Source organism: Paraburkholderia ferrariae NBRC 106233 (assembly GCF_000685035.1).
Classification (GTDB): Bacteria; Pseudomonadota; Gammaproteobacteria; order Burkholderiales; family Burkholderiaceae; genus Paraburkholderia; species Paraburkholderia ferrariae.
Window position 1 is genome coordinate 1 of sequence record NZ_BAYB01000043.1, and the last position, 23,570, is coordinate 23,570.

The 23,570-nt window shown below is 59.8% G+C and carries 27 protein-coding genes; 15 read left to right on the forward strand and 12 right to left on the reverse strand.

Going from position 1 to position 23,570, the window contains the following annotated elements:
* Positions 1-714: DnaA N-terminal domain-containing protein (locus BFE01S_RS46100; protein ID WP_281177419.1), on the reverse strand; the 714-nt coding region annotated here is incomplete at its 3' end.
* On the opposite strand from BFE01S_RS46100, the gene rpmH reads away from it, so the two are divergent.
* From rpmH to yidC, 4 genes are all read left to right on the forward strand, one after another.
* Positions 713-847, forward strand: coding sequence for a 50S ribosomal protein L34 (gene rpmH / locus BFE01S_RS43625; protein WP_026120950.1), 135 nt, complete (start codon positions 713-715; stop codon positions 845-847). The two genes, BFE01S_RS46100 and rpmH, sit on opposite strands and share 2 nt — an antisense overlap.
* Before the next feature lie 165 nt (positions 848-1,012).
* Entirely contained in the window at positions 1,013-1,429 is a 417-nt protein-coding gene (gene rnpA, locus BFE01S_RS32310) for a ribonuclease P protein component (RefSeq protein WP_042339345.1), read from the forward strand.
* Between the two features lie 63 nt (positions 1,430-1,492).
* Positions 1,493-1,723 (forward strand): membrane protein insertion efficiency factor YidD, encoded by a 231-nt coding sequence (yidD, locus tag BFE01S_RS43630; RefSeq protein ID WP_084170306.1) that lies wholly within the window; start codon positions 1,493-1,495, stop codon positions 1,721-1,723.
* 30 nt (positions 1,724-1,753) lie between these two features.
* Entirely contained in the window at positions 1,754-3,424 is a 1,671-nt protein-coding gene (yidC, locus tag BFE01S_RS32315; RefSeq protein WP_028229059.1) for a membrane protein insertase YidC, read from the forward strand.
* Between the two features lie 90 nt (positions 3,425-3,514).
* On the opposite strand, the gene BFE01S_RS32320 is transcribed toward yidC, so the two are convergent.
* Positions 3,515-3,934 carry a transcriptional regulator gene (locus BFE01S_RS32320; protein WP_028229060.1) on the reverse strand — a complete coding sequence of 140 codons (420 nt, stop codon included), beginning with the start codon at positions 3,932-3,934 and terminating at the stop codon, positions 3,515-3,517.
* 321 nt (positions 3,935-4,255) lie between these two features.
* Here BFE01S_RS32320 and mnmE point away from each other — a divergent pair, with 321 nt between their 5' ends.
* The 7 genes from mnmE (at position 4,256) to BFE01S_RS32355 (ending at position 12,115) form a co-directional block, all read left to right on the forward strand.
* On the forward strand, positions 4,256-5,656 hold the full coding sequence (gene mnmE / locus BFE01S_RS32325; RefSeq protein WP_028229061.1) for a tRNA uridine-5-carboxymethylaminomethyl(34) synthesis GTPase MnmE: 1,401 nt from the start codon (positions 4,256-4,258) through the stop codon (positions 5,654-5,656).
* A gap of 177 nt (positions 5,657-5,833) precedes the next feature.
* Positions 5,834-7,048 (forward strand): tyrosine-type recombinase/integrase, encoded by a 1,215-nt coding sequence (locus BFE01S_RS32330; RefSeq protein WP_028229062.1) that lies wholly within the window; start codon positions 5,834-5,836, stop codon positions 7,046-7,048.
* 333 nt (positions 7,049-7,381) lie between these two features.
* Positions 7,382-7,609, forward strand: coding sequence for a helix-turn-helix transcriptional regulator (locus BFE01S_RS32335; RefSeq protein ID WP_028229063.1), 228 nt, complete (start codon positions 7,382-7,384; stop codon positions 7,607-7,609).
* A gap of 54 nt (positions 7,610-7,663) precedes the next feature.
* Positions 7,664-8,293, forward strand: a complete 630-nt coding sequence (locus BFE01S_RS44785) for a hypothetical protein (RefSeq protein WP_156967235.1) — start codon at positions 7,664-7,666, stop codon at positions 8,291-8,293.
* A gap of 97 nt (positions 8,294-8,390) precedes the next feature.
* Positions 8,391-9,662, forward strand: a complete 1,272-nt coding sequence (locus BFE01S_RS32345; RefSeq protein ID WP_156967236.1) for a hypothetical protein — start codon at positions 8,391-8,393, stop codon at positions 9,660-9,662.
* An 80-nt stretch (positions 9,663-9,742) separates the two neighbouring features.
* On the forward strand, positions 9,743-10,864 hold the full coding sequence (locus tag BFE01S_RS32350) for a PIN domain-containing protein (RefSeq protein WP_156967237.1): 1,122 nt from the start codon (positions 9,743-9,745) through the stop codon (positions 10,862-10,864).
* Between the two features lie 312 nt (positions 10,865-11,176).
* Entirely contained in the window at positions 11,177-12,115 is a 939-nt protein-coding gene (locus BFE01S_RS32355) for an STM4504/CBY_0614 family protein (RefSeq protein ID WP_028229067.1), read from the forward strand.
* Positions 12,116-12,278: 163 nt separating this feature from the next.
* Here the strand turns inward: BFE01S_RS32355 and BFE01S_RS32360 are convergent, their stop codons facing one another.
* Positions 12,279-13,553: a hypothetical protein gene (locus tag BFE01S_RS32360; protein WP_169742692.1), complete on the reverse strand. Its 1,275-nt coding sequence runs from the start codon at positions 13,551-13,553 to the stop codon at positions 12,279-12,281.
* 679 nt (positions 13,554-14,232) lie between these two features.
* Between BFE01S_RS32360 and BFE01S_RS32365 the strand changes: the two genes are divergently transcribed.
* Positions 14,233-15,423, forward strand: a complete 1,191-nt coding sequence (locus tag BFE01S_RS32365; protein ID WP_169742693.1) for a TIR domain-containing protein — start codon at positions 14,233-14,235, stop codon at positions 15,421-15,423.
* A gap of 237 nt (positions 15,424-15,660) precedes the next feature.
* Here the strand turns inward: BFE01S_RS32365 and BFE01S_RS32370 are convergent, their stop codons facing one another.
* From BFE01S_RS32370 to BFE01S_RS41075, 5 genes are all read right to left on the reverse strand, one after another.
* Positions 15,661-16,236: a recombinase family protein gene (locus BFE01S_RS32370; protein ID WP_028229070.1), complete on the reverse strand. Its 576-nt coding sequence runs from the start codon at positions 16,234-16,236 to the stop codon at positions 15,661-15,663.
* Entirely contained in the window at positions 16,233-16,862 is a 630-nt protein-coding gene (locus BFE01S_RS45230; protein WP_169742694.1) for a hypothetical protein, read from the reverse strand. The genes BFE01S_RS32370 and BFE01S_RS45230 overlap by 4 nt, the downstream gene beginning before the upstream one ends.
* A 44-nt stretch (positions 16,863-16,906) precedes the next feature.
* Positions 16,907-17,326 (reverse strand): hypothetical protein, encoded by a 420-nt coding sequence (locus tag BFE01S_RS32380; RefSeq protein ID WP_028229072.1) that lies wholly within the window; start codon positions 17,324-17,326, stop codon positions 16,907-16,909.
* Entirely contained in the window at positions 17,326-17,664 is a 339-nt protein-coding gene (locus tag BFE01S_RS32385) for a hypothetical protein (protein WP_245621253.1), read from the reverse strand. The genes BFE01S_RS32380 and BFE01S_RS32385 overlap by 1 nt, the downstream gene beginning before the upstream one ends.
* 160 nt (positions 17,665-17,824) lie before the next feature.
* The gene (locus BFE01S_RS41075; protein WP_052421051.1) at positions 17,825-18,763 is read right to left on the reverse strand and encodes an alpha/beta hydrolase family protein; all 939 of its coding nucleotides are present in this window, start codon (positions 18,761-18,763) and stop codon (positions 17,825-17,827) included.
* 157 nt (positions 18,764-18,920) lie between these two features.
* Here BFE01S_RS41075 and BFE01S_RS41080 point away from each other — a divergent pair, with 157 nt between their 5' ends.
* Positions 18,921-19,181, forward strand: coding sequence for a helix-turn-helix domain-containing protein (locus BFE01S_RS41080; RefSeq protein WP_042339349.1), 261 nt, complete (start codon positions 18,921-18,923; stop codon positions 19,179-19,181).
* 42 nt (positions 19,182-19,223) lie between these two features.
* Here BFE01S_RS41080 and BFE01S_RS32400 read toward each other — a convergent pair whose 3' ends face one another.
* Complete coding sequence (locus tag BFE01S_RS32400; RefSeq protein ID WP_028229074.1) at positions 19,224-19,727, reverse strand: hypothetical protein; 504 nt, start codon at positions 19,725-19,727, stop codon at positions 19,224-19,226.
* A 582-nt stretch (positions 19,728-20,309) separates the two neighbouring features.
* Here BFE01S_RS32400 and BFE01S_RS32405 point away from each other — a divergent pair.
* Together BFE01S_RS32405 and BFE01S_RS32410 are read left to right on the forward strand one after the other, a co-directional pair.
* Positions 20,310-21,083, forward strand: a complete 774-nt coding sequence (locus BFE01S_RS32405; RefSeq protein WP_028229075.1) for a hypothetical protein — start codon at positions 20,310-20,312, stop codon at positions 21,081-21,083.
* Positions 21,084-21,458: 375 nt separating this feature from the next.
* Entirely contained in the window at positions 21,459-22,481 is a 1,023-nt protein-coding gene (locus BFE01S_RS32410; protein ID WP_028229076.1) for a S1C family serine protease, read from the forward strand.
* A 122-nt stretch (positions 22,482-22,603) separates the two neighbouring features.
* Here the strand turns inward: BFE01S_RS32410 and BFE01S_RS46105 are convergent, their stop codons facing one another.
* The 3 genes from BFE01S_RS46105 to BFE01S_RS45235 all read right to left on the reverse strand — a co-directional run bounded on the left by BFE01S_RS46105 (position 22,604) and on the right by BFE01S_RS45235 (position 23,569).
* Positions 22,604-23,005 carry a hypothetical protein gene (locus BFE01S_RS46105; protein ID WP_028229077.1) on the reverse strand — a complete coding sequence of 134 codons (402 nt, stop codon included), beginning with the start codon at positions 23,003-23,005 and terminating at the stop codon, positions 22,604-22,606.
* A 136-nt stretch (positions 23,006-23,141) separates the two neighbouring features.
* Positions 23,142-23,351 carry a hypothetical protein gene (locus BFE01S_RS32420; RefSeq protein ID WP_156967238.1) on the reverse strand — a complete coding sequence of 70 codons (210 nt, stop codon included), beginning with the start codon at positions 23,349-23,351 and terminating at the stop codon, positions 23,142-23,144.
* Positions 23,352-23,407: 56 nt separating this feature from the next.
* Positions 23,408-23,569, reverse strand: coding sequence for a hypothetical protein (locus BFE01S_RS45235; RefSeq protein ID WP_027815941.1), 162 nt, complete (start codon positions 23,567-23,569; stop codon positions 23,408-23,410).
* Between the last annotated feature and the right edge of the window lies 1 nt (position 23,570).

The window sequence follows — 23,570 nt, forward strand, 5'->3', positions numbered from 1 at the left end:
CTCGGCGCCGCCCGCGAGGGGCGCGCGCGGCGCGGCCGCCACAGGTGCGCGCATGCCGGCCTTCGGGTCGAGGACGAACTGGACGTCGATCGGGGCCTGCCAGAAGTCGCGCGCCAGATCGGAGATCCGGCCCGAAAACTGGCTCTTGACCCAGTCGAGCTTGAAACGGTTGGGAGCGGCGATCTGCAGCGTGTTCGCCGCTGCGTCGAAGGCAACCGGGGCCAACGGTTTAATCCACGTCACGTACTGCTGGGGCGTTAGCTCGCGCTCCAGCAGTGCGGAACAGTGTTGCCAGAAATCGTTCATCGAGTTGCTATGTTCGTTTTGTCTGCATGCGTTGCCGCCGCGCCGCTCTTGCTGCACCGTAAGGCGTTGCAGCGAGGCCCTGACGGCCGACGACAAATGCTCCGGAAGCCCGCGCGGCAAGGGTTTTGCGGCTGGCAGGCTGGCCGGAGAGGCATGCAGGATTCTTGGGATAGGCGAGATTCTAACGCCGAAATTGCCCGTCCAGGAAGTTATCCACAGGGACGGATCAGCGCGGCGCGCGGCGCGCGGCCAGGACCTGTCCCCACGTTCGAGCGTCCTAACCTGTTGACGGCTAACAAAAAACCGGCTTAAATAGCGGGTTCCGCGAAAACCAATCCCTAGTACCACCGGCCATTGCTTTTTTCCGCGATGCTCGCCGCGGTCAAACTCAACAAGTGAGAGCAACATGAAACGTACTTTCCAACCTTCCGTTACCCGTCGCAAGCGCACCCACGGTTTCCGTGTCCGCATGAAGACCGCCGGTGGCCGCAAAGTGATCAACGCACGCCGTGCGAAGGGTCGCAAGCGCCTCGCCGTCTAAGTCGGGCACCCGCGGTTGGGTCGTTCGGGTCGTTCCGGTCAGGCAGGCGCGAGCGTGACATCGTCACCCGCTGTGTTGCCCGCAGTGCCGCGCGCGCTCGTAGCCAGCGCAGGTACGGCGGACACCGCGACTGTTTCGGACCGGATTCGGGACGATCGGCACAGCATGTCGTCGCAAACGCAAGCCGCTTTCCCGAAAGCCGCAAGGCTGCTGAAAACGGATGAGTTCTCATCCGTTTTTCGTTTGCGCCCGTGGCGCCGCTCGCCGCACTTCGTGATGTACGGGCGGCCGACCGGCGGCGCTGCGCGGCTCGGGCTCGTGATCGGCAAGAAGTACGCGCCGCGCGCGGTCACGCGCAATCTCGTGCGCCGCATCGCGCGCGAGGCGTTTCGGGTGCGCCGCGAGCAGTTCGAAGGCTTCGACCTGTTGCTGCGCCTGCATACGAAGTTCGACCGCAAGGCGCTGCCGGGCGCGTCGTCGCCGCCGCTCAAGGCGCTGTGCCGCGACGAGATCGAGATGCTGCTCGGCAAGGCGGCGCGCGAGGTTGCCCGCCGCGGCGCTACGCCGCAGCCAGAGGCATAAGGCGCGCTTGCGGGCGCGCTCCGACGTTAGTCTTACAAAGCGGTGCAGTCCGGCCGCCACGCCATGCAAACGGTACTGATCGCGTTACTGCGTTTCTACAAGCTGGCTGTGAGCCCCCTGCTCGGCAGCCGCTGCCGTTTTTATCCCTCCTGTTCGGATTACGCACGCGAGGCAATCCAGTATCATGGCGCCGCGCGTGGGACTTACCTCGCCGCGCGGCGGCTGTGCCGCTGCCACCCGTTGAGTGCGGGCGGCTTCGATCCGGTACCGCCTGTCACCCCGAACAAGCGCTGATGCGCCACTCCATCGACACTGAGACAACGCATGGATATCAAACGCACCGTCCTATGGGTCATCTTCTTCGTGTCAGCGGTCATGCTGTACGACAACTGGCAACGCGACCACGGACGCCCGTCGATGTTCTTCCCGAGCGCGACGCAAACGCAGGGCGCCGCCAGCGCGCCGCCTGAAGCCGGCGCAGCGGGCGCCGCTTCCGACCTGCCGGCAGCCGCCGCAGGCCAGGCGCCGGCGGGCACGGCCCAGCCGGCCGAAGCCGCCGCCCAGCTCGTGCACTTCCGCACCGACGTGTACGAAGGCGACATCGACACGCGCGGCGGTTCGCTCGTGAAGCTTTCGCTCGTGAAGGAAACCGACGGCAAGCAGCCCGGCGAGTACCTGACGCTCTTCGACCACACGAAGGACCACACGTACCTCGCGCGCACGGGCCTGCTCGGCGGCGACTTCCCGAACCACACCGACGTGTTCACGCCGGTGGCCGGCCCGCGCGACCTGACGGGCGACGCCAGCACGCTTCAGATCAGCCTCGATTCGCCCGAAAAGGGCGGCGTGAAGGTCACGAAGACCTACACGTTCACGAAGGGCAGCTACGTGATCGGCGTGGATACGAAGGTGCAGAACGTGGGCACGGCCCCGGTTTCGCCCACGCTCTACATGGAGCTCGTGCGCGACAGCCAGCCGGTGGAAACGCCGCGCTTCTCGCACACCTTCATCGGACCGGCGGTGTACTCGAACGAGCACCACTTCCAGAAGATCACCTTCAGCGACATCGACAAGAACAAGGCTGACTACGTGAGCCAGGCCAACAACGGCTGGGTTGCGATGGTGCAGCACTACTTCGCGACGGCGTGGATCCCGCAGCAGGGCGTGAAGCGTGACATCTACGTCGAGAAGTTCGACAACGACCTCTACCGCGTGGGCGTGAAGCAGCCGCTCGGCGCGATCGCGCCGGGTGCGACCGACAACATCGAAGCCCGCCTCTTCGCCGGTCCGGAAGAAGAGCGGATGCTCGAAGGCGTCGCGCCGGGGCTGGAGCTCGTGAAGGACTACGGCTGGGTGACGATCATCGCCAAGCCGCTCTTCTGGCTGCTCGAAAAGATCCACAGCTACGTGGGCAACTGGGGCTGGGCGATCGTGCTGCTCACGCTGCTCATCAAGGCCGTGTTCTTCCCGCTTTCCGCCGCCAGCTACAAGTCGATGGCGCGCATGAAGGAAATCACGCCGCGTATGCAGGCGCTGCGCGAGCGCTTCAAGAGCGACCCGCAGAAGATGAACGCCGCGCTCATGGAGCTCTACAAGACGGAGAAGGTGAACCCGTTCGGCGGCTGTCTGCCGGTGGTGATCCAGATTCCGGTGTTCATCTCGCTCTACTGGGTGCTGCTCTCTTCGGTGGAAATGCGCGGCGCGCCTTGGATCCTCTGGATTCACGACCTCTCGCAGCAAGACCCGTACTTCATCCTGCCGGTGCTGATGGCTGTCTCGATGTTCGTGCAGACGCGCCTGAACCCCACGCCGCCGGACCCCGTGCAGGCCAAGATGATGATGTTCATGCCGATCGCGTTCTCGGTCATGTTCTTCTTCTTCCCGGCCGGCCTCGTGCTCTACTACGTCGTGAACAACGTGCTCTCGATCGCGCAGCAGTACTACATCACGCGCATGATGGGCAAGGGCAAGAAGCAGGAAAAGGCCGCCAGCTAAAACGCGTAGCGCATGCCTCAGGAAAAAAAGCCGTCCGGCGTCGAGCCGGGCGGCTTTTTTATTATGGCGACGATGCCATACTGATGGCGCCTAGCGGTGCTCGCTGTCGCCGTAGAACTCGGAAATCAGCTCCTGAACCAGGTAGCGGTGATGGGGACTCAGCGCTTCGATCTTCGAGGCGAGCTCGATGCTCTCCTGCGACAGCGGATACTTCTCGTCGCGGCGCAACGGCTTCGGCACGGCCGGCGTGCCGCCCGGCGGCGGACCGTAGTGCAGCCAGTGGACATCGACCTTGAACCAGTCGGCCAGGGTGCGAAGCTTGTCGTCGGTGGGAATGGTGCGGCCGCTCAGCCACTTGTGCGCGGTCTGCGGCGAAACCGGATGCTCGCCGTGGTGGCGCAGGTTGAAGTGCAAGGCCAGATCGGTGGCGCCCTGTGGCTTTTCCGGTGCGCGTTTCATCGCGAACTTGAGACGTTCGGAAAAGGCGGCTTTTTCTTCGGGGGTTGGCATGACCGGGATTGTGCAATCGGCTTTCGACGAAGATGACAACCGTTCACGCCATATTTAGCTTAAATAAGATGTAAATGACTCGGTGTGCCGATTTAGACAGCGTATTTCCTCATGGCCATAATCCCCTGCCATCCGGGCAATCCGACAGATTTTGGCCCGCATTTTCGCCGAATTCTGACGGTGTGCGACAAGACCAGTCTTAGCTAATTCAAGATAGATTCGGATTCGTCTCAGCGCGCGGTCGTGAAAGACGCCGCGCCGCCCCGCGATACAATTCCACGCACTTTGCGCCGGCCACCCTCCTCTACTTTCCCGTCCGCCATGCTCGCCACCGACTCCGATCCCATCGTCGCCATTGCCACTGCGCCCGGACGCGGGGGAATCGGCGTCGTGCGCGTTTCGGCGGGCCGCGCCGGCGCAGCGGGAGCCGAGGCGCTGATGCAGGCCCTGACCGGCCAGACCCTCGCCGCCCGCCACGCGAGCTACGTGCCGTTCCTCGACGGCAACGGCGAGGCGCTCGACCGCGGCATCGCGCTCTACTTCCCGGCGCCGCACTCCTACACGGGCGAGCACGTGGTCGAACTGCAGGGCCACGGCGGCCCGATCGTGCTGCAACTCGTCCTGCAGCGCTGCATCGAGGCGGGACACGCCTTCGGCCTGCGCCTTGCCGAACCCGGCGAATTCACGCGGCGCGCGTTCCTCAACGACAAACTCGACCTCGCGCAGGCGGAAGCCGTCGCCGACCTGATCGAAGCCAGCACCGAAGCGGCCGTGCGCTCCGCGGGCCGCTCGCTCGAAGGCGCGTTCTCGCGCGACATCCACGCGCTCGTGGACGACGTGGTGACGCTGCGCATGCTCGTGGAAGCCACGCTCGACTTCCCCGAGGAAGAGATCGATTTTCTCGAAGCCGCAGACGCGCGCGGCAAGCTCGCGCATATCCGTGCGCAGCTCGATCACGTGCTCGCCGAGGCGCGGCAGGGCGCGCTGCTGCGCGAAGGACTATCGGTCGTGCTCGCGGGGCAGCCGAACGTCGGCAAGTCGTCGCTGCTCAATGCGCTGGCCGGCGCGGAGCTCGCCATCGTCACGCCGGTGGCCGGCACCACGCGCGACAAGATTTCGCAGACCATCCAGATCGAAGGCATTCCGCTGCACGTGATCGATACGGCCGGCCTGCGCGACACCGAAGACGAAGTCGAGAAAATCGGCATCGAACGGACGTGGAGCGAGATCGGGCGCGCCGACGTGGTGCTGCATCTGCTCGACGCACGCACGGGCATGACCGCGGACGACGAGACCATTGCAGCGCGCTTTCCGGCTGGGGTGCCGGTGGTGCGCGTGCTCAACAAGACCGACCTGACGGGTGTTGCGCCGGCTGTATCCGCGCTCGCGCCCGTAGAGGGCGACGGCTTGCGCGAGGTGCGGCTTTCGGCGAAACAGGGCGACGGCATTGCGCTGCTGCGCGCGGAACTGCTGCGCATTGCGGGCTGGCAGGCCGACGCCCAGAGCGTGTACCTTGCGCGCGAGCGTCACCTGATCGCACTGCGGGCCGCGCGCGAGCATCTCGCGCAGGCCGCGGCGCATGCGGAGCAGAATGCGCAATCGCTCGATCTCTTTGCCGAGGAACTGCGGCTTGCGCAGGAATCGCTCAATTCGATTACCGGCGAGTTCACTTCGGATGATTTGCTGGGGGTGATTTTTAGCCGGTTTTGTATCGGCAAGTGATGCGGCGGATTCACTGGTGTAAGCGAGTCCACGAGGGGACATACACGAGCGATAATTCGTTGAATTTAATGAATTTATTGTCCGCATTCGATCTTGGTCATCCGTTGACATCCAGCACTTATTGGTTCACATTATGGTACACATTCGATCGAACATTATGGAATGTGTACCATAACTATGCCCAAAATCGTTGTTCCGCTCACCGATATCCGAATCAAATCGCTCAAGCCGAAAGAGGCGCGCTACTTCGTTGCGGACGGCAATGGCCTCGTGTTGGAAGTCATGACGTCAGGGTCAAAAATCTGGCGATTCCGGCATTCCCTGCATGGCCGTCGGCAGCCTCTTCTGACCATAGGCGACTATTCAGCCGTCTCGCTTCAAGACGCACGGGAGAGAACGCGCAAGTACGCCGAAATCGTCGCCAAAGGAGTTTCGCCGGTCGCTGATGCCAAGAAAGACCGTGGCGCATTGAAGCGGCTCGATACGGTCAAGATGTTCGCGGAAGAGTGGTACTTGATCGAGCTGGCAACCAAATCGCCGGAGTATCAACGCACCGTCAGACGCGTACTCGAGAAGGACGTGTATCCGGCGATCGGGAACAAGCCGCTCGAAGACGTGACGCCCGGCGACGTGCTGGCGATTTGCGACGAAATCAAGAAACGCGGTGCGCCCAAGATGGCGCTGACGACTCGAAATGTCATCAAGCGGTTGTTCGAATACGCCGTTGCCCGTCAGTTGGCAACAATCAATCCGGCTCAGGCCGTTGTTGCACGATTCGTGGCCACCCAGAGCAGCCGAACCCGCGTTTTGTCTCCGGAGGAAATCGGGACGGTCCTACGGTCGATACACACTTCCGACATTCGGCGCACGCACAAGCTCGCGCTGCATCTGTTGGTTCTGACGATGACGCGCAAGTCCGAACTGACGGAGGCTGAATGGAGCGAGTTCTTTCTCGATGAGGCCGTGTGGAGAATCCCGGCGGCCAGGATGAAGAAGTCGAGGGAGCATTGGGTCTATCTGCCGACGCAAGCAGTCTCGATGCTGCGCGAACTTCAGAGCCTAGCAGCAAGTGAGAGATACGTTTTCCCTTCCTCATATGGGCGCGGCGACAAGCCGATCGCCAAGAGCACCCTGAATCAGGCTGTGCGTGCGCTCAGTCTCGATGTGCAGCACTTCGTCCTTCATGACTTCCGGCGGACGGCATCGACGCATCTGCACGAAATGGGGCTGTCGTCGGACGCGATCGAAAAAGCCCTGGCGCACGAAATCAAGGGTATCAAAGGTGTTTACAACCGGGCGCAATACGCTGATGAACGTCGACGGATTTTGCAGGTGTGGGCCGATTTTGTTGATGGGCAGATTGCGAACGTAGCCTCGCAGATCGCCCACTAACGTCAAGCGCAACATGGAGATACTTTCGCCGGAGCGCAATAATTCTCTAAAAATCAATAGCTTAAACGCTCCACGCAAAATCGAGCCTCCTGTCTCGAAAAAAGAAAAATAATAATTAAATCATTGGGTTAGCTGCGACTCCAGCACCGGCCCTAAACGCGCCGATCTCCCCCGCCCTAAAGTAGCCTCCGTTGCACACGCCTGAACCGCTCAGTTCACATTTCTTAAGCGGTTTCCATTGCCTTGAATGAGGCTTGGAGAGGGGCAGACGCTCTATCGCTCCCACAAACGTTGAAATTTAGCTTTCTGTTTATTTATCAATAGGATTACTAAATGACTGTTATGCAAAAGAAACTGCTTCGCCTCCCCGAGATCCTGGGGGCTATGTCCATGAAGAAATCGTTCTTTTACCTCCAGATCAAGCGCGGACTGATGAGTAAGCCAATCAAGATCGGCCGCAGTTCCTATTGGGAGCGCGAGGCCGTCGAAAAATTTATCGCCGAGCAGATCGCCAAGCGAGATATTTCTGACGAAAGGAATCGGCAGGCTGACGGAGAGTGAGGCTCAGTAAGCAATTCGCTTCGCGCAAGCACGTAGCAGGAGGGCGAGTGCGTCTTGGGTGCGCCGTCCCAGCTTGACCTGTTCGACGATCCGGGAGTCTCAACGGTCCCGGAAAGCTTCTTACTTTTTCTACTAGACGCGACCATGTCTATCTCGAAGAGCGAACCGCTTCCGAAATCGGCTTCAAGCCCGAAACTACCTGCCCGTCCGCAGGCAGGAGGGCAGCTATGCCTTTTCTCTAGCGATGAGCGTATGCCTTTTTCCGTTTATGAAGATGCGAAACCTGTCTGGACGCACGCCGCGATGTTCAACGTATGCGGAACCGAGTATCGACTCAAACCGGTCCCTCAGGTTCCACTAGGTGCCATGACGCTGGCCATGAAGGTAATGGTCCAGCTTCAGCATGAACGAGACTCGTGGCTTCCACTGCTGAGAGCACCGGGGGAAGAGATCCGGCTTTCCCTCAAAGACGGTACTGAATGTGTTGTCTGCATCTGGGCTGGCGATCAGCCGCATTTCGTCGGTGTCGAAAATCATGGGGGCAAGCTGCGGTTTTGCTTCCCGCTTCCGGATCGATGGGCCGACATCCATCTAGACTGGCTCGCTGCGGAGCGTTGCCGCTGCGGACGCTTCGATTGCGATCCGGCGCCATTCCGTCGACTCGCCTGCCCTGACGCGGATTGATAGATGGCAGCGCAGCTGCGCTCCGCGCGTCAACGTCTATCGTTATCAGCGCGACAGCAAGCGTTGAAGCCACCAAATACATTAGTTTTTTGCAGCCATGATCGACACTCTCCTCGTCAAAGGACCGCTTGGACCGCATCAAACCCACCACGGGAAGCGTCTGGCACAAATGTCACTCGGCCGCTTTTCCAGTGAAAAAAGTAAGCCGACCGTTACCTACGTCAATAGCCCTCTCACCGGTGCGCAAATGGAGGTACGGTACTGGGTTGAGCAGGCCGGTGGATTATGGATCGCGACGGCGTCGGTGAGGATTCCGCTGGCATCGGCGACCATCGGGCAGAACTATGCGCATGCGGGTCCCGCCGACATCGAGCTTGAAAAGCGGTGCGCAGGTCAGTTGGCAAAGATTGCCCTGACCGCATGTGGCTTTTCTCAGGACGAGATCGACAACTTCATCAAACACACGAGTACCGACCTACTCGAGTTGACGTGGCACACGGAGACGAAGAGCCGCAACGCTCAGCGGAACCTGATGAAGCGCACCCGCGAGGCATTCGACAGTCTGCGCGCGCTTAGCAGCCGTCACGACGCCTTCGTGCGCGACGTGGATTTTCGCGAAAAAAACAATGCGTGCGGCCTGCTCGTTACGTTGAAGACCGGTGATGAGTTCCGTCAGTATCAGAAGTACGATCAGGTCGTGGCGAAAATGAACAAGGGGAAGAGCAAGTATGCGGTTGCGCCGTCGATCCGGCCGCGTGCGAAAGAGCTTCTCGATGCAATTGACACTCACGACCGTAATGAAATCATTCTCGGCGCCGATACGCTGGCAAAACTCGGCTTATCTCATCCGGCCACGTGGACCCCGGAATCGTTGCGCGGTGCTATTGACTGGTTCTGGTGTACGGTGGGACTCAACGTCGAGGGTTCATTTGATCCCGCTGCAATCGGAGATGCCGCGAGGCAGACGTTGACACGTTACGAGGCTGGGGAAGCTGTAGAGCAGTCGCTTTCTGCCGTGACGTTCACGCGGCACCGCCAAGAAATTCTTGCTGCCGGTGGCCCAGATATTGACCCTCGCGCCGCGGGCCTTGGTGACAAGCTGAAATCTGTGGGGCGGCAGCTTTCATACGACAAGCGCTGGCGGGTACCAAGCGAGTTTCGGGATCTCGTGCTGTGTGACGTCACCGCGCCAGCAATTATCGAGGATCTGAAGCAGGGACTCGAATATGTATGGGAGGGCGTGGTGCCCGACATCTCCGATGCGCCGACTCGGGATGCGTGGCTCGCCCGCTGGAGTAAGTTCGTGCAAAGCGAGCGACTATGGGATCAGCAGTTCGGCATTCAGGCTCTCGTTCCACAAGGAGCGTGACCGGTCAACGCACGGCGGATATTGCAGCATCCGGCCAAGTAAGTAACATGTCATTTATCTCTGACACAGCTCTCCGACCTATGGCGATCGTAGACCTCAAAAAACTGGAAGAGCTTGTCCGGGAAGGTCAAGTTCGGATGATGACCATTGATACGAGCATCATTCGTCAACATCGCCTAGCGTTAGATCACGGATTACTGGGCCAGTTGGCCCAGTTTAAGAACTCGCGATTTACGTTGATCCTGTCCGAGATTGTCATTCGAGAAGTTCGCCAGCAAATCGCGCAGTCCATAGAAGCGGATCTGGTCGCATGGCCAAAGATCGCTCGCCGACTCCGGAGCTTACCCGGCGCGGCGGACGAGGCCACGGCATTAGATGATGCGTTAAGCGATGTGTCTCTAACCGAGATCGCGGAACTTCAGGTTGAACGATTTTTGCTGGAGACAGGCGCCAGCGTGGTCACTGCGGACCACGCTGAGATAGGTTCCATCCTTGATCTCTACTTCGAGGGTAAGGCACCTTTTGGCGCTGCGGATAAGCGCTATGAATTTCCCGACGCTATCGCGCTGTTGGGGATTAAGGCGTGGTGCGATGCTGCCAAAAGCGGCATCATTGTCGTTTCGAATGACGGGGATTGGAAGCGCTTCTGCGAGGAAGCCGGCGACGGCCGCCTGTTCGTGATCGATAGCCTCGCAACGGCGTTGCAGATTGTGAATGCAATGGCCGCCGACCGCGAGGCTCGAGTGCGGGAGCGACAGGAGCGCCTCCTGACCAAGCTACATGACGGGCAATTACATATTGAAGCGGAACATCAGTTGCAGCGTCTATTATTGGAACAAGCACAAGCGCTAGGAACCTCACCGTTGACCTGTCAGGCCGATATCGTACGCGTCGAGATCGGCGAGATCTCGTTTGCGAACGCTGGTCGAATTCGCGACGACGACGCAGGTTTCGTTGTAATGGTCGACATGGACGCACACTGCACGTTTTGGGCAGATTTCCGTTTCTATAATTCCGATATGTCCCGCTCCTTGGGCGAAGGCGTATACGGGTTCGGCAAGCGTGTCGACGCGATCGCGCTGATTACCGCCGAAGGCGACACAGTATCCGTGGAGGTCTTGCTGAATAAGGAGAAGCTCGTCGTCGACTTCGGAGATGTTGAGCCGGACGAGCAAGGCATCAAATCACATTGCCCAAATTAAAACATTGCAGCGCATACGGGCTAATTCGTTCCTCGCTGTCACCGCTGTTGCATTTGGCTATCGCTCGTTTTTCGCATCATTGCGGCGCCGCTTTTGGCGCTTTGCAACAGTAAATGTCACTGATTTTCCTACTACCTTCTGCGTGGCTTACGAGTTTAGTCAAATGCAACGGCTACCGCGAGCCATACATGTCCGGCGGCAGCCGGCCAGCTACGGACGTTGGACCGATCCTCCCATATCGATGACAATCAAACACTCGCAAGCCTGAGGTCCTGCCTCGAGCGTCACGGTTCCCACATCAGGAAAATGAACATGCCCGTATATGATCTTTACTCGAAACGGAAAAAGCGAGCGCAAAGGGAGGTGGTAGACGTCTACCAGTACGACGACTTGCCCGACGCGCTGCGGGTACAGCTAGTTCATATTTTTGATGGTGCCCTTGGGAGCCTTGAGGAATATTACGATAGCTATAAAAATGTACAAGGTACTTATAAGCTGATCGTCGATATACTTTGCCGAGAACATGGATGGTTTTCCCTACCGGGCACTACTCGTGAGTCAGAAGCGCACTATTCGCAACTTAGGGCGTTTTTGCTCCGACATCAGAACATCGATCAGCTATTGGATGCTGTGGAAGTATCGTGCCGGGCGATTGATAGGCTCACACGCAAGTCCGGATATCGTGGCGAACACAACTACGATCAACTGGCTGACGAGGCGCTTGAGGAAGTCAATCTGCGATTTCGGGAGTGCGGCGTTGGCTACGCCTTAGAGAACGACGAGATCATACGAGTCGACTCGCAATTTCTTCATGCCGAGGTAGTCAAGCCCGTGATCCAGTTGTTGAACGCACCGGGTTATGACGGAGTACAGGAAGAATATCTTGCTGCGCACGAGCATTTCCGACATGGGCGATCAAAGGAGGCGTTGATCGATTGCCTCAAGGCATTTGAAAGCATGATGAAGGTAATCTGCGGTAAGCGGGGCTGGAGCGTTGGCGGGCGTGGTACTGCGGGTGATTTAATCAACGCGATCTTTGGCAACGAGCTAGTACCAGACTTTTGGCAAAGCCATTTCACGTCATTGCGCGCGACGCTGGAATCCGGCGTGCCGACTGCGCGAAACAAATTGGCTGGACACGGCCAGGGTGCGGAACCCACTGAAGTTCCGACTGATTTGGTCGCCTACATGCTGCACATGACTGGAGCTGCGATTGTGCTGTTGTCTGAACGTGATAAGGCGCTTGGATAGTTGGGTCGTATGTGCCGGTCTTTGTCGCGAGGGAAAATCACGAAGCAGGCGCAAGGAGTGCTGTGTCGGAAATCTCACGGCGCGCTTTCGAGTTCGTGGACATTCCAGTTTAGTTTCGACCACGTCAACAGCAAAATACTGCTTGCACCTGTAGAAGTCGTGGTTAGAGCTGGGCTGAGGATTCGTGTCCCTGACCAAAAATATCGATGAAGTCGTTATGCCACAGAGAGCTTTCCTCTTTACGAAAGCTATAGATCGAGCCCCCAGTCTCAAGTGCACCGTCGCTTTGCGGTGTGAGCGTGCTCCGACTGACAAACCCTATGCCCACCACGTGATCACGTGATTCTCCAGAAAGAAACTGACTGACACCAATACGCAACGCTGTCGGCTTCTGTGGATTGTTAAAATCATCCTCAGCTACACCCCGCAGCCGATCTGCCTCCATCCCATCAAAGCCAAGAATAAGAAGGCCGGGGCGTGTTTTGGTCAATTGCCGCTTCGCGGCATCGGCAGCCGTCTCGAACGCCGCTCCGAGTACGCTGTCGTCTTGAGCGCTCTGGGGTACGAATGCAATTGCACCGACGTTCGGTCGGCCAATAATCATAGCGTTTCGGTTTCGTGTACCCGTCACCTTCTCTATCACCGCCCTTACCTCAGGGGAGTTTGAAATCATCGGCATGTCTTTCAACAAGGCGATGTCGAAATCGGATACGCGCACGCTCGAACCATCGTCGAACACTTTGCTTTCGTTCGACAGCGCGTGGTCTCGCACGCGGTTAGCCAGCAGCTCCAGTTCTTGATGCGATTTTGGCAGACGATCAGGTACCGTGAGAATTACGGCAACACCAGCTTTAATGCTCTTGATGAGAGGTTCAAGCCTGCGCTTGACCAACTGCTGCAAAGCCAACAGTTCCTCCTGATGAAATTTGCGGCCTTTATCATCAGAGACCGATTTGCATTCGACTTCGAGCCCATTCGGACCAAGGTCCTCGATGAACAGGTCGTAGGTTGACCCCGCAATTGGAGAGTCGGCCGCTTGGAACTCGGGCCACAAGACGTGATTTCCGCGGCGGACGAAATGTGTTGCCGTGGCAATTTCGAGGAGCAAACCCCGCATGTCGTCGGGATTTTTAAGCGCACCTCGAATTCTTCCAGCGAACGCGGTACGGTATTTTGCAGGCAAGCTTTCTAAGATGGACAGCGTTTGACCGGCGAAACCACATGCGTGATGAAGCCGCGCAAGTTCGGCTGCGGGCAACTTGCCGTACCTAGTCAAAAGCTCACTGCACTTGGCGAGTTGAAAGGCGACCCTATACTCGCCCTCGTAATACTCGCGAAGAAATGGATTAGCCTGCGAGTGTTGCTTTTTATTGCGGACGACCTTGTTCCAACTGGCCTCCCCCACGGCGTCCGAAAACCCTCGGAAGATCCTGGGCATTTCTTCGATTCGAACTTGAAACTCGAGCATATCGGGGGCCGGAATCGGTGTGTGCAAGGCTAACAGTCTAGCGAATCGCTGCTTTCCCGCGATAAGTGGTGAGGCTTCAACGGATTTCGACGCCGTATATAGCGTCAAGGAGCTTGGCCGGCGGCCAAAATGATTAGCGCCGCGCAACGCCGGCCTGCCATCAAACGATGATCGGGCAGAATTGCTGTGATCAAGATTTCCTGATCCCCCAGTCTACTACCACTCGCCGCGCAAGACTCGCTCAGACGCGGCGCGGCCACCCTCGGTTATTTGTCACTGACCACCTTGAACGGCCGTTTTCGGCAAGATCGAAGGTCCCTTCAGGGTCGTGTTATGCCATTTGCATCGCACACTTACCCGAGACGATCGTTGCGCTCGGTCGTCGGTCGCTAGCCGGCCAGCAACGAACCTCCGGCCGATGCGTTGCTCGATCACTCGAACCGGTGTTCCACCGCGCAGACGGCCGTTCAATCCACCCACGTCGTGTCGCGTGTTCGCATCCGGCTTCCCGCTGAGATCGCTCCAACAAAACCACGGCGATCTCACTGAATTCGCCATAATTCCAAAGCTTCATCGTTTACCTACTTATTGCCGGCTTCTCAGAGAACTCTTGTTAATATTAGTCCACCATAAAACGAGGAGGGAGATCGTGCCAACAGCGATCAAGAAAGTGACTGCAAAGAAGTCGGCGGCAAAGAAATCGGTCCCTGGAGCCGCAAAGGCTTCTGAAAAAACGCGTTCATACATGTCGCAGGAAGACATTCCGGCGTTCAGCATCGATGAGGCGCTTGTCGTTGCCGAGGTCATCTTCGCCGAATACGGCGGTGGCCCCTCCACTCCCCTTGACGTTGCTGCTGGTCTCGAAATGCAGACCACGAACACCAAGTTCCGCATGCTTTGCGGTGCCTCAATTGCGTATGGCCTAACAACAGGCGGCTACAACGCCGCCTCCGTGTCCGTCACAGACCTGGCACGCCGCATCTGCAAACCCACGGAAGAGGGCGATGACCTGGTCGCCAAGCGCGAAGCTGTTTTGAAGCCACGAATTATTCGCGAGTTCCTGTCGAAGTATTCCGGCTCACAGTTGCCGCGCGACAAGATCGCCGAGCATGTCCTTGAACAAATGAAAGTGCCTGAAGACCGCACCAAGCAAGTCCTCGACATGATCATGGCGACCGCTGACAGTGTGGGTTTCATTCGCACGATTAAGGACAGGAAGTACGCGGACCTGGTGGGCATTCGTCCCCCTGGCTTAGACGAAGCACCAGCAGCAGATGAAGAAACTCCTGCTACCACCCCCGCCGCTCGCGCTGCGACTATCCCAGAACCAATTTCTGGCGAAACCGCCATCGCTGTTCCCGGCCCGCAGGCATCTTCGGCCGCAACGGACGGTCGGATGCGTAAGGTGTTCATCACGCACGGTAAGAACACCACCTTCATTGACCCGATCAAAGAGCTTCTGGCGTTTGGTGAACTGATCCCTGTTGTGTCTGTCGAGAAGCAGTCCGTTGCTCAACCCGTTCCAGACAAGGTAATGAACGACATGCGCGGCTGTGCTGCTGCAATCATTCATGTAGACGGTGAACAGAAGCTTATGGACCCAGCCGGTGGCGAAGTCACGACGGTCAACTCAAATGTGCTGATCGAGATCGGCGCTGCCATGGCGCTGTATGGTCGTCGCTTCATCTTGCTGGTAAAGGACGGAGTCAAACTGCCAAGCAACCTTCAGGGCCTTTATGAAGTGCGCTACCAAGGCGATGCGCTCGATGGCGGGACAACCATCAAGCTCATGAAGGCGATCAACGAGATGAAGAACACGCCGATGCCCACGGCGGAGTAGTTAGGTCGCGTTCGGATTATCGTACTGTTGTTGGGTTGCTTGAGTTCAGGGAACTACGCTACCAACATGAATCCGAACGTGCATTGTTGCGCTGGTGCCGCAAGTAGTGGCCGTCGTCCTTGTGCTGGTCCAATGTCGGCAATGGCCAAGATCAGTCCGTAGAGAGACGCACTATGTCCGTTCCGCTCTGCTACCTGTCGTAGTAACCGCGACGGCACGACCGGCCGCAATGGGTCGTTATCTTCCTGTGACCGAGCAATAACGGTGAACTGTCACCCGGTTAATACCGAAATCGCGTGCTAACTGGCTACGGTTTTCGCCAGCATCAAAACGGAGCTTTAGGGCGGCTCGTTCTTCTGCGGTGAGTTTGGGCTTACGTCCCTGATACTTTCCGCCCTCCATGCGCGCGCGGGCGATCCCTTCCTGCTGACGAGATTTGCGGATGCCGTATTCGAACTCGGCAAACGCAGCGAACATGGTCAGCGCCAGCTTGCCCGCTGGCGTGCCAGTATCAAACTGCTGCTGAAGGATCGCAAGCCGCACGCCACGCTCGTGCAGCGCATTAATTGTCGAAAGCACGTCAACGGTGCTGCGGCCGAGCCGGTCGAGCGCGTAGACCACGAGGGTATCGCCGTCCCGCAGATATTGCGCACATGCTGCCCAGCCGCTACGGCTATCGGCAGTAGTCGTACCGCTCGTCGCCTCGTCCGCAAACTCCTTTTCAATCATGTAGCCAGCGGCGGCAATGGCCTGCCGCTGATTTTCAACCGTCTGCGCGGCCGTAGACACTCTCAAATAGGCAATGACGTTCATACGCCCTCTCCCCGCGAGATAGTTTCCGAAGTGTTCACAAAAAGCGGGAAACGGATATACCCTTCCCGGCTCAGGGCATGTCTTCCGGGATATAGTGCGGTCGCCATGAATCCGGTACGTTCGTTTTGATTGGCGATAAGCGCGGCCGCCGCCAAGAGAGCCCCTGCAAACCATCGCTGGAAGCATTCGAAGACCTCTGTTCGCCATAGCGCGAGCCGGTTGGGATAGACGACGGCGTACTCCGGCATAACCAGATCGCACACGTAGCCGCCCGATCGCCGGCGTGGTGCCGAGTCGAATTCGACGAGCCAGTCCTGATACTGGCCGACCAAGACAGAAACACCGATGCTCGTGCCGGAAACGGAGAACGACAGCACCGGGTTGAGGTTACCGAAACGCGCTTCCATGCTGGCCCGGGTGCTACGTACTATCGTGATCGCGCCGAGCATTCCAGCGCGCGTGTTCGCCCACGCAAGGAAAGCGCGGCGGCACTGAACAAACGTCACCTGCTCGCGACGTGCTTCGGAAGCGTTGCCATCGAAGCGGGTACGTTTGGCGTGCTTGCGCAGGCTGCGTGCCGATGACTTCGTATGGCTGACTCGCTTTGCCCGGTATCGACGCGCCATCAACCGGTCAAGAACCCGAACTGTCCGGGAATGCGTTATGGGCCTCATATAGCGCGTACTCCTGGTAGTGGTTGATCGGTGTGGCCCAAACAGTCGGGCACATAATCCGCCGTGTAGCGTCGGCATTCGATCGACAGGCCGTGGACGTGCAGCAGCATTTCGCCGAGTTCGACAAGCAGCCGGCCTAGCGCCGCCGCGTGCGTAGCGCTGACCTCGCCGCCTTCGATCTGCTGCGCCGTGCTGGCCTGAAGCACACCGATTGCCGAAAATCCGCCATGCACGATCTGCGATACCAGCTCGGCGGACTCAGCGAGGTTCACCAGAAGATTGGGATCGGCCTCCGCGTAGTTGGGCTCACCGGACGCCGTAACAGGCAAGGACGGCAACTGCCGCAGCAGGTCGCGCAGTGGCCGACGAATCAGGCTCAGGGAGGCCGCGGCGGGCGAGACAGGAAAGGTTTCCATCAGTATTCCTCTGGAAATAGAAGCGTTGTCACACTGCGATCCGCCTCCGTGATGGTCCATACGCGCTTCCCCGCGATATCGTAGCTCGACAGGATGCGCGCGCCGTGCTGGACCGCGCGGCAGTTCGCCCGCGCGTCCTCGGGCGGCACCATGCCCCAGTCGCCACACACGTGGCGCTTGAGATAATGGTCGGCGGCTATACCATGATGTTCAAGGTGGGTCAGCACGCCGCGCGTCGCGACAATCCTCCCAAGTCGGAACAGCGGCCGCACATGCTGGCGTGAAGACAGGCCAGCCAGTCGATCCGGGCAATGTGATGTGGTGCAGTTGCGGGGCATGAAATCCTCCATGGATAAGGAAACACTCACCGCCACACCGGCTCCGTAAACGCAAAAAGCCAGGGCGCAATGCCCTGGCTTCGGTACGGAGGATGCAGCAGCGGGAAGAAACAGGCGCTCGGTACGCCCGGATTACTGCGAGGAAAGCAGGCTACGGTAGTTACTGTTCGTCGTCGCTGTCGTTATCGAAGTTATTTCCGCCAGCGGCGATGGCTTCCGATTTCTTCTGGCTCCATGCATGAGGTACGCGCATCGGATACTTCACGTCCCAATTCAGGCCAAGTGACTCAAAGAACCTGCCGACTGGTGGTGTCCAGATCGGCACGCCGTCCTTGTGGTGGAACATCATGTGCGAGTCCTTACCGTACTCGCCATAGTCGTAGAGTGTCGCGTGTCCACCGGCATCGTTGTACGCCTTAAGATAACCGTGCGGCACCGAGTTGTCTGGTGCTGCGGAGCCGTAATCGTCGTTGTCGCCGTACATGAACAGCGCCGGGATCGTAGTAGTCTTGCCGTAGTCGGCAAAGGCGGAAGTGGCGGTGCCATATCCGTCCTTGCAGTGTGGCTGCTTTGCTGCACCGACCAGGTCGACGATGCCAAGAACGCCCGGCACGTTCATTGAACCCAGGGCGACAGTCGTGAAGCCTCCCTGTGACTGACCAAGGACCACGATCTTGCTGTCGTCCACGTTCGGCAACGTGCGGGCATAGTCGATCACAGCGGCCACTTCGCTGGCCCAATGCCGGCCATCTCCCGCGGTCGAGCAAGTATCGTTTATGGTCGAGTCGCCGCTGGAGTTAGAGTAACCCGCGCGATACGGCACTACAACGACATATCCGCGCCTGACAAACTCAAGTGCCTGCCCCCGGAATACTTCCCGCAAGTCTCTGGCATGAGGCAGCGGAAAGTGCCCGTGGTTAATCACAACCATTGGGAACTTGCCCTCCGCTTGCGGTGCATAGATCTGCGTTTCGATCTTCGTGCCGAAAAACCCCGATGACTCGTCCACCATGACCGTCCGCTCGCTGAATGGCGGCGTTGCCTGCGCCAGCATCGGAAGCAGTAGCGCGGCGAGCGGCAAGAGGATCACTAGCTTCATAGTTCGATTCTGTCCTGGTAAGTCCGGCTTCTCGCGGGTTGCCTAGCGCACTTGGCCTGAGTCCCCGGAATTGTCACTCATAGCGCGGGTAATCGTAGGGCGTGTCCCGAAACCGGTCAAATCCATACGCTTTGGGTTCTTTCAACCTGAAACCCCGATGGATTACGATCCCCTTGCGCAGTTCGGAAAGCGCCTGATCGAGCTACGCAAGGTGCGCGGCTGGTCGCAGGAGCGTCTCGCCCTTGAGAGCGGCCTGGCCCGCTCGTATTTAGGCGAGGTCGAGCGGGGCAAACGCAATATCGCGCTCATCAACATCTGCGTGCTGGCGCATACGCTTGGCGTGGCCCCCTCCGCGCTGCTCGACTTCAGCGAGCCGCGGCCGGCAATCGGTGGCCCCGACCCATCGAAGGGGTGGTAACCCGCCGCCGTTCTAGCTCGCTGGCTTGCCGCCCATGCGCGGCTACTTGCCGGCTCCCGCTTTCTGCTGCATCGCGTGGATGCCGATAAAGTAAGCTGTTGGCGGTAGGGCGGTCCGAACGTGGTCCTGTGGCTTGATCCAGTACGCCGGGTCCATCACGTACTGCACGTTCACCTTCGGGTCGTGAGACGCGCGACCACGGTGGTAGAGCACGTGACGGCCCATCTCGAGTTCTTCTATGTATTCAACAAGAAGGATTGCCAGCGGCGGCAACTCGCTGAAAGAGCGAAATTCTTTATAGACTGTGGCGACGAGTTGGTAGTTTGCCGCCAAGCTACAGATCAGATCCTCTGTGATCCAACGCGGCGGGTGTGCCGGGAACTTGAACCTCTCGACGGCAACCGCTCTCACCTCGTCGAGCGTCTTGCCCGCAATCATGGCGATGCAGGCAAAGGGGCAGTCCGCTTCCCCCTCCTGCTGGATCCGCTTGAAGGCTGGTGTGAAATTCTCAGGGGTGCTGGTCACGGTGGTGGGAATGCCTGACATATACGCTCCAAAGATGCAAAAAAATGAGCGCGCAGCAACGCCTTGCCTGATGACGGCAACAGGGCATCGGAGATTTCGGGTGATTCAGAGGGAAAGTTCGAGGCGAAATCCGGCAACTATCCTGCGGATCCGCTCAGACGTGCGCTGCGGCGCGAGAGCGAGCCGAAAACCGGTATTTGAGCAGTTTTTCGGCCCTAATCGTCATTTTATCAGGGCCAAATCACACCTTCAACGGCCAAATAACTTTGGTCAGGCGCACGAAAATCGGCACATTGGGGCACTATGCCGGAGTATAAAATCGTCCGGAAGGCCGAGAGCGCCTAGGAGCCGGGCGCATCCTCCTGCTGAGATAGCGGCGTCCGCAAACACCGAGAATCAAGCCCTCGGTTTTTGGTACACACATTGGTACACAAAATTTCTCGATCACTCGAAATCCGATGACCAGCAACAAGAGTGGTCGAAATCCTTGGTTTTGTATCGAAGCGCACCCCAGCGAGCGGCAAAGCACCGCACTCCACCGCGCCTGGCCTGAGACGGCAAAGCCCACGCCGGATAAAAGCTGGCAGCGGACTGAGAAACACAATGAAAAAAGCCGTAGCGATTGGACTCGGGGTTATTTCAGCGGCATGGCTGGGCGCATGCGGCGACGGCGGCTGGGGCAATCAGAACGTACCGCCGCCTCCGGCGCCGGCACCGACGCCTGTAACGGATGCCCAGGGCTTCTATTCGGGCATGGACAGCGGCAACGACAGCGTGACCAGCGTCGTCCTCGATTCGGGCACGTATTACTTCATCTGGGCGAACAGCATCACGGGCAGCTTCGGCGTCGTGCAAGGCACGGCAACGGCCGCCGGCGGCCAGTTCAACTCGACGAACGCGAAGAACTACCTTCTCGGCACGAGCACCGTGGTCAACAGCACCATCTCGGCCGTCTATACCGCGAAGAGCAATCTCGCCGGCACCATCACGCCGGCTTCGGGCACCGTCGGCTACACCAGCTTCTCCGGCACCTATAGCACCGTCTACGAGCAGACGCCGAATCTGGCCAACATCGCGGGCACCTATCAGGGCGCGGCGGGCTCGCTGAATGCGGTCGATGCTTCGGCGAGCGTCACGCTGAGCGCAAGCGGCGCGCTGGTGGGCAGCGGTTCGAGCGGCTGCCGCTTCAGCGGCACGGCAAAGCCCCATGCGAACGGCAACGTTTACGACCTCACCGTCACGTTCGGCGGCACGCCCTGCGTCGATGCAGGACAGTCGGTGACAGGCGTGCTGCTCGTCAACAACGGCAAGCTGATCGCCACCGGCACGCTCGCGGACCGCTCCGACGCGTTCCTGCTCGTCGGCACGGCCCAGTGACGCCCAGGCGGGCGGCGCGCGGATCGCAGGGGCAAAAATCGCAGGGGCAAAAAAAACCGCGGCTATGCCGCGGCGAAAGAGCTTGCCACTACTACGCGGCGCGAGGGGACGTCGCCGCAGTTTCATTCTCGATGTTCGAGTGACTGCCTTCAATGCGCCACGCCTGTTTTTGACAATCCTTAACCTTTGCGGCGGCGGCTCTTTGTCCATTGAGCTGCCGAAACGGCAAGAGCACCCGAAAACGGCGCTTTCCTCAGCGCAAACAGGAGTCAATGGTCTGTTGACAGCCTCGTCAACGGCGCCATCCTCGGCCCTCTTGAAAACGCCGTCGGCTCCCTGCATCTACGGCCCAGTTTCCATCGGAGCATTCTGATCGTGGGCAGCCGTCCTTCCTTTATCGACGATCTGGCTCGCGCCGCTGCCGACGGCGCCAGTCCGCGCGCAGACACCGGCGACGAAGCCTTGCTCGACGCCTATTCGCGCACCGTGATCGGCGCACTCGAGCGTGTGCAGCCTGCCGTCGCCTTCATCGCCGCCGAACGCCGCGCAGGCGGCAACGCGGGCGCGCGCAGCGGCAGTGGTTCGGGTTTTCTCTTCACGCCGGACGGCTATCTGCTGACCAATAGCCACGTCGTTCATGGCGCAAGCAGCCTGCGCGTGACACTCGCCGACGGTGTGACCTACTCGGCCGACCTCGTCGGCGACGACCCGAGCACGGATCTCGCCGTACTGCGCATCGGCGCTGCCGAAGCCCTGCCGCATGCCGACCTCGGTGAATCGGCGCGCTTGCGGGTGGGCCAGATCGCGATTGCGGTGGGCAGTCCGCTTGGCCTCGCGCAAACGGTGACGACGGGTGTGGTATCGGCGCTGGGGCGTTCGCTGCGCTCGACCTCGGGCCGCATGATCTACGACGTGATCCAGACCGACGCCGCGCTCAATCCGGGCAACTCGGGCGGCCCGCTCGTCAATTCGGCGGGTCAGGTGATCGGCGTGAACACGGCGATCATTCCGGGCGCGCAGGCCATCTGCTTCGCCACGGCGATCGACTCGGCCAAATGGGTCATCACGCAACTCTTCGCGCATGGCCGCGTGCGGCGTGCGCACGTCGGCATCGCGGGCACCAGCGTGCCGCTCGCGCGCAAGGTGCAGCGCTACTTCGATCTCGCCTCGGCGAGCGGGGTGCGGGTGATGGAGATCGTCAAGGGCAGTCCCGCCGCGGTGGGCGGCCTGCGTGTGGACGACACGGTCGTCGCGATCGACGGTGTGCCGGTGGACGGCATCGACGCATTGCAGCGGTTGCTCGACGCTTCGCGCATCGACCGGGAAGTCGAGATCGACGTGATCCGGCTGACGCAGAAGCTCACCCTGCGCGTCAGGCCCGTCGAGCAGACGGGGTAACGGCCGCGCGCGTATAGGCAAAAGTGGCTACCGGCACTGCGCGTTGTTCGGTGACAGCAGGTCCGCGGCACGCATGCGTGTCGCGGACCTGCTCGTTTGCTTCGTAGACCGAAGCAAGGCGATCACCAGCCCGCGGGCTGCGAATAGCCGTCGTAGGGCGGCGGGGGTGGGGGCGCCGGTTCGGCGGCCGCGCACTCCACATAACCGCCGGAGTAACGGTCATAGCAATAGCCGCCGGCCGGCGCCGCGGCATAGGCAGGCGCGGGGGCTACCTCCGGAGCAACGGCATAGGCGGGCGCAGGGGCCTGCACATAAGCGGCCGGCGCTGGCGCCTCAGGGGCATAAACCGGGGCTGCCTGATAAACCGGCGCCTGCGCGCTGTTGACCGCCGCGCCCACCACGGCCCCGATCAACGCTCCGCCGATCAGCGCACCCACCACGTCGCCGCTGTGGTCGTGCGCGCTTGCCGGGCCCGCCACGGCGAGCGAACCCGCCAACACCACCACGGCCGCCATCTTTCGCATGTCGCTCTCCTCGAGCACGTTTGAGAACATGCCGGCGATTGTGGATGCGACGCGCCGATACAGGTGCTACATCGGGTAACACGGAGTTACGGGGATAACGCGGAAAGCAACGGAAAGAAGCGGAAAACGCACGCGCTCAGTGCGCGCGTTCGCCATCGGGATGCGGGTCGGCACGGCCGGCGGGCATGCCCTGATGCGACGGCCCATCCGGGGGTAATCCGAACTGGCGCGGCCCGATCGGCTTGCCCCCGTCGCTATGCGGGGAAAGCAGGCTCAGGCCGAGAGACAGCACGACCAGCAGGAAGAGCGCGATGCAATACGTCATCCAGGGGAACCCGGTTTCCACGAGTGCCTCCTTTCGTCATCGCGTCCCCGGGCGCCTCGTGCCGGGGCGGCACCGCCTCAGTGGTGCAGGATGCTGCGCAGCGGATGACGCCAGTCGATATGGGGAGCTCCCGCTTCCACGCGCTGCCTGTGCTCCTCGAGGATTTCGTCGGAAAACAGAAAAACGACTATGACGAGGGGAATCACCAGAAACGCGCCCAGTATTACGTGTTCGATCACG

Excerpts from the sequence above, each read along its gene's own strand:
- rpmH (WP_026120950.1), top strand. The coding sequence starts at position 713 with ATGAAACGTACTTTCCAACCTTCCGTTACCCGTCGCAAGCGCACCCAC.
- rnpA (WP_042339345.1), top strand. The coding sequence starts at position 1,013 with ATGTCGTCGCAAACGCAAGCCGCTTTCCCGAAAGCCGCAAGGCTGCTG.
- yidD (WP_084170306.1), top strand. The coding sequence starts at position 1,493 with ATGCAAACGGTACTGATCGCGTTACTGCGTTTCTACAAGCTGGCTGTG.
- yidC (WP_028229059.1), top strand. The coding sequence starts at position 1,754 with ATGGATATCAAACGCACCGTCCTATGGGTCATCTTCTTCGTGTCAGCG.
- BFE01S_RS32320 (WP_028229060.1), bottom strand. The coding sequence starts at position 3,934 with ATGCCAACCCCCGAAGAAAAAGCCGCCTTTTCCGAACGTCTCAAGTTC.
- mnmE (WP_028229061.1), top strand. The coding sequence starts at position 4,256 with ATGCTCGCCACCGACTCCGATCCCATCGTCGCCATTGCCACTGCGCCC.
- BFE01S_RS32330 (WP_028229062.1), top strand. The coding sequence starts at position 5,834 with ATGCCCAAAATCGTTGTTCCGCTCACCGATATCCGAATCAAATCGCTC.
- BFE01S_RS32335 (WP_028229063.1), top strand. The coding sequence starts at position 7,382 with ATGACTGTTATGCAAAAGAAACTGCTTCGCCTCCCCGAGATCCTGGGG.
- BFE01S_RS32345 (WP_156967236.1), top strand. The coding sequence starts at position 8,391 with ATGATCGACACTCTCCTCGTCAAAGGACCGCTTGGACCGCATCAAACC.
- BFE01S_RS32350 (WP_156967237.1), top strand. The coding sequence starts at position 9,743 with ATGGCGATCGTAGACCTCAAAAAACTGGAAGAGCTTGTCCGGGAAGGT.
- BFE01S_RS32355 (WP_028229067.1), top strand. The coding sequence starts at position 11,177 with ATGCCCGTATATGATCTTTACTCGAAACGGAAAAAGCGAGCGCAAAGG.
- BFE01S_RS32360 (WP_169742692.1), bottom strand. The coding sequence starts at position 13,553 with ATGCCCAGGATCTTCCGAGGGTTTTCGGACGCCGTGGGGGAGGCCAGT.
- BFE01S_RS32370 (WP_028229070.1), bottom strand. The coding sequence starts at position 16,236 with ATGAACGTCATTGCCTATTTGAGAGTGTCTACGGCCGCGCAGACGGTT.
- BFE01S_RS45230 (WP_169742694.1), bottom strand. The coding sequence starts at position 16,862 with ATGGCGCGTCGATACCGGGCAAAGCGAGTCAGCCATACGAAGTCATCG.
- BFE01S_RS32380 (WP_028229072.1), bottom strand. The coding sequence starts at position 17,326 with ATGGAAACCTTTCCTGTCTCGCCCGCCGCGGCCTCCCTGAGCCTGATT.
- BFE01S_RS32385 (WP_245621253.1), bottom strand. The coding sequence starts at position 17,664 with ATGCCCCGCAACTGCACCACATCACATTGCCCGGATCGACTGGCTGGC.
- BFE01S_RS41075 (WP_052421051.1), bottom strand. The coding sequence starts at position 18,763 with ATGAAGCTAGTGATCCTCTTGCCGCTCGCCGCGCTACTGCTTCCGATG.
- BFE01S_RS41080 (WP_042339349.1), top strand. The coding sequence starts at position 18,921 with ATGGATTACGATCCCCTTGCGCAGTTCGGAAAGCGCCTGATCGAGCTA.
- BFE01S_RS32400 (WP_028229074.1), bottom strand. The coding sequence starts at position 19,727 with ATGTCAGGCATTCCCACCACCGTGACCAGCACCCCTGAGAATTTCACA.
- BFE01S_RS32405 (WP_028229075.1), top strand. The coding sequence starts at position 20,310 with ATGAAAAAAGCCGTAGCGATTGGACTCGGGGTTATTTCAGCGGCATGG.
- BFE01S_RS46105 (WP_028229077.1), bottom strand. The coding sequence starts at position 23,005 with ATGCGAAAGATGGCGGCCGTGGTGGTGTTGGCGGGTTCGCTCGCCGTG.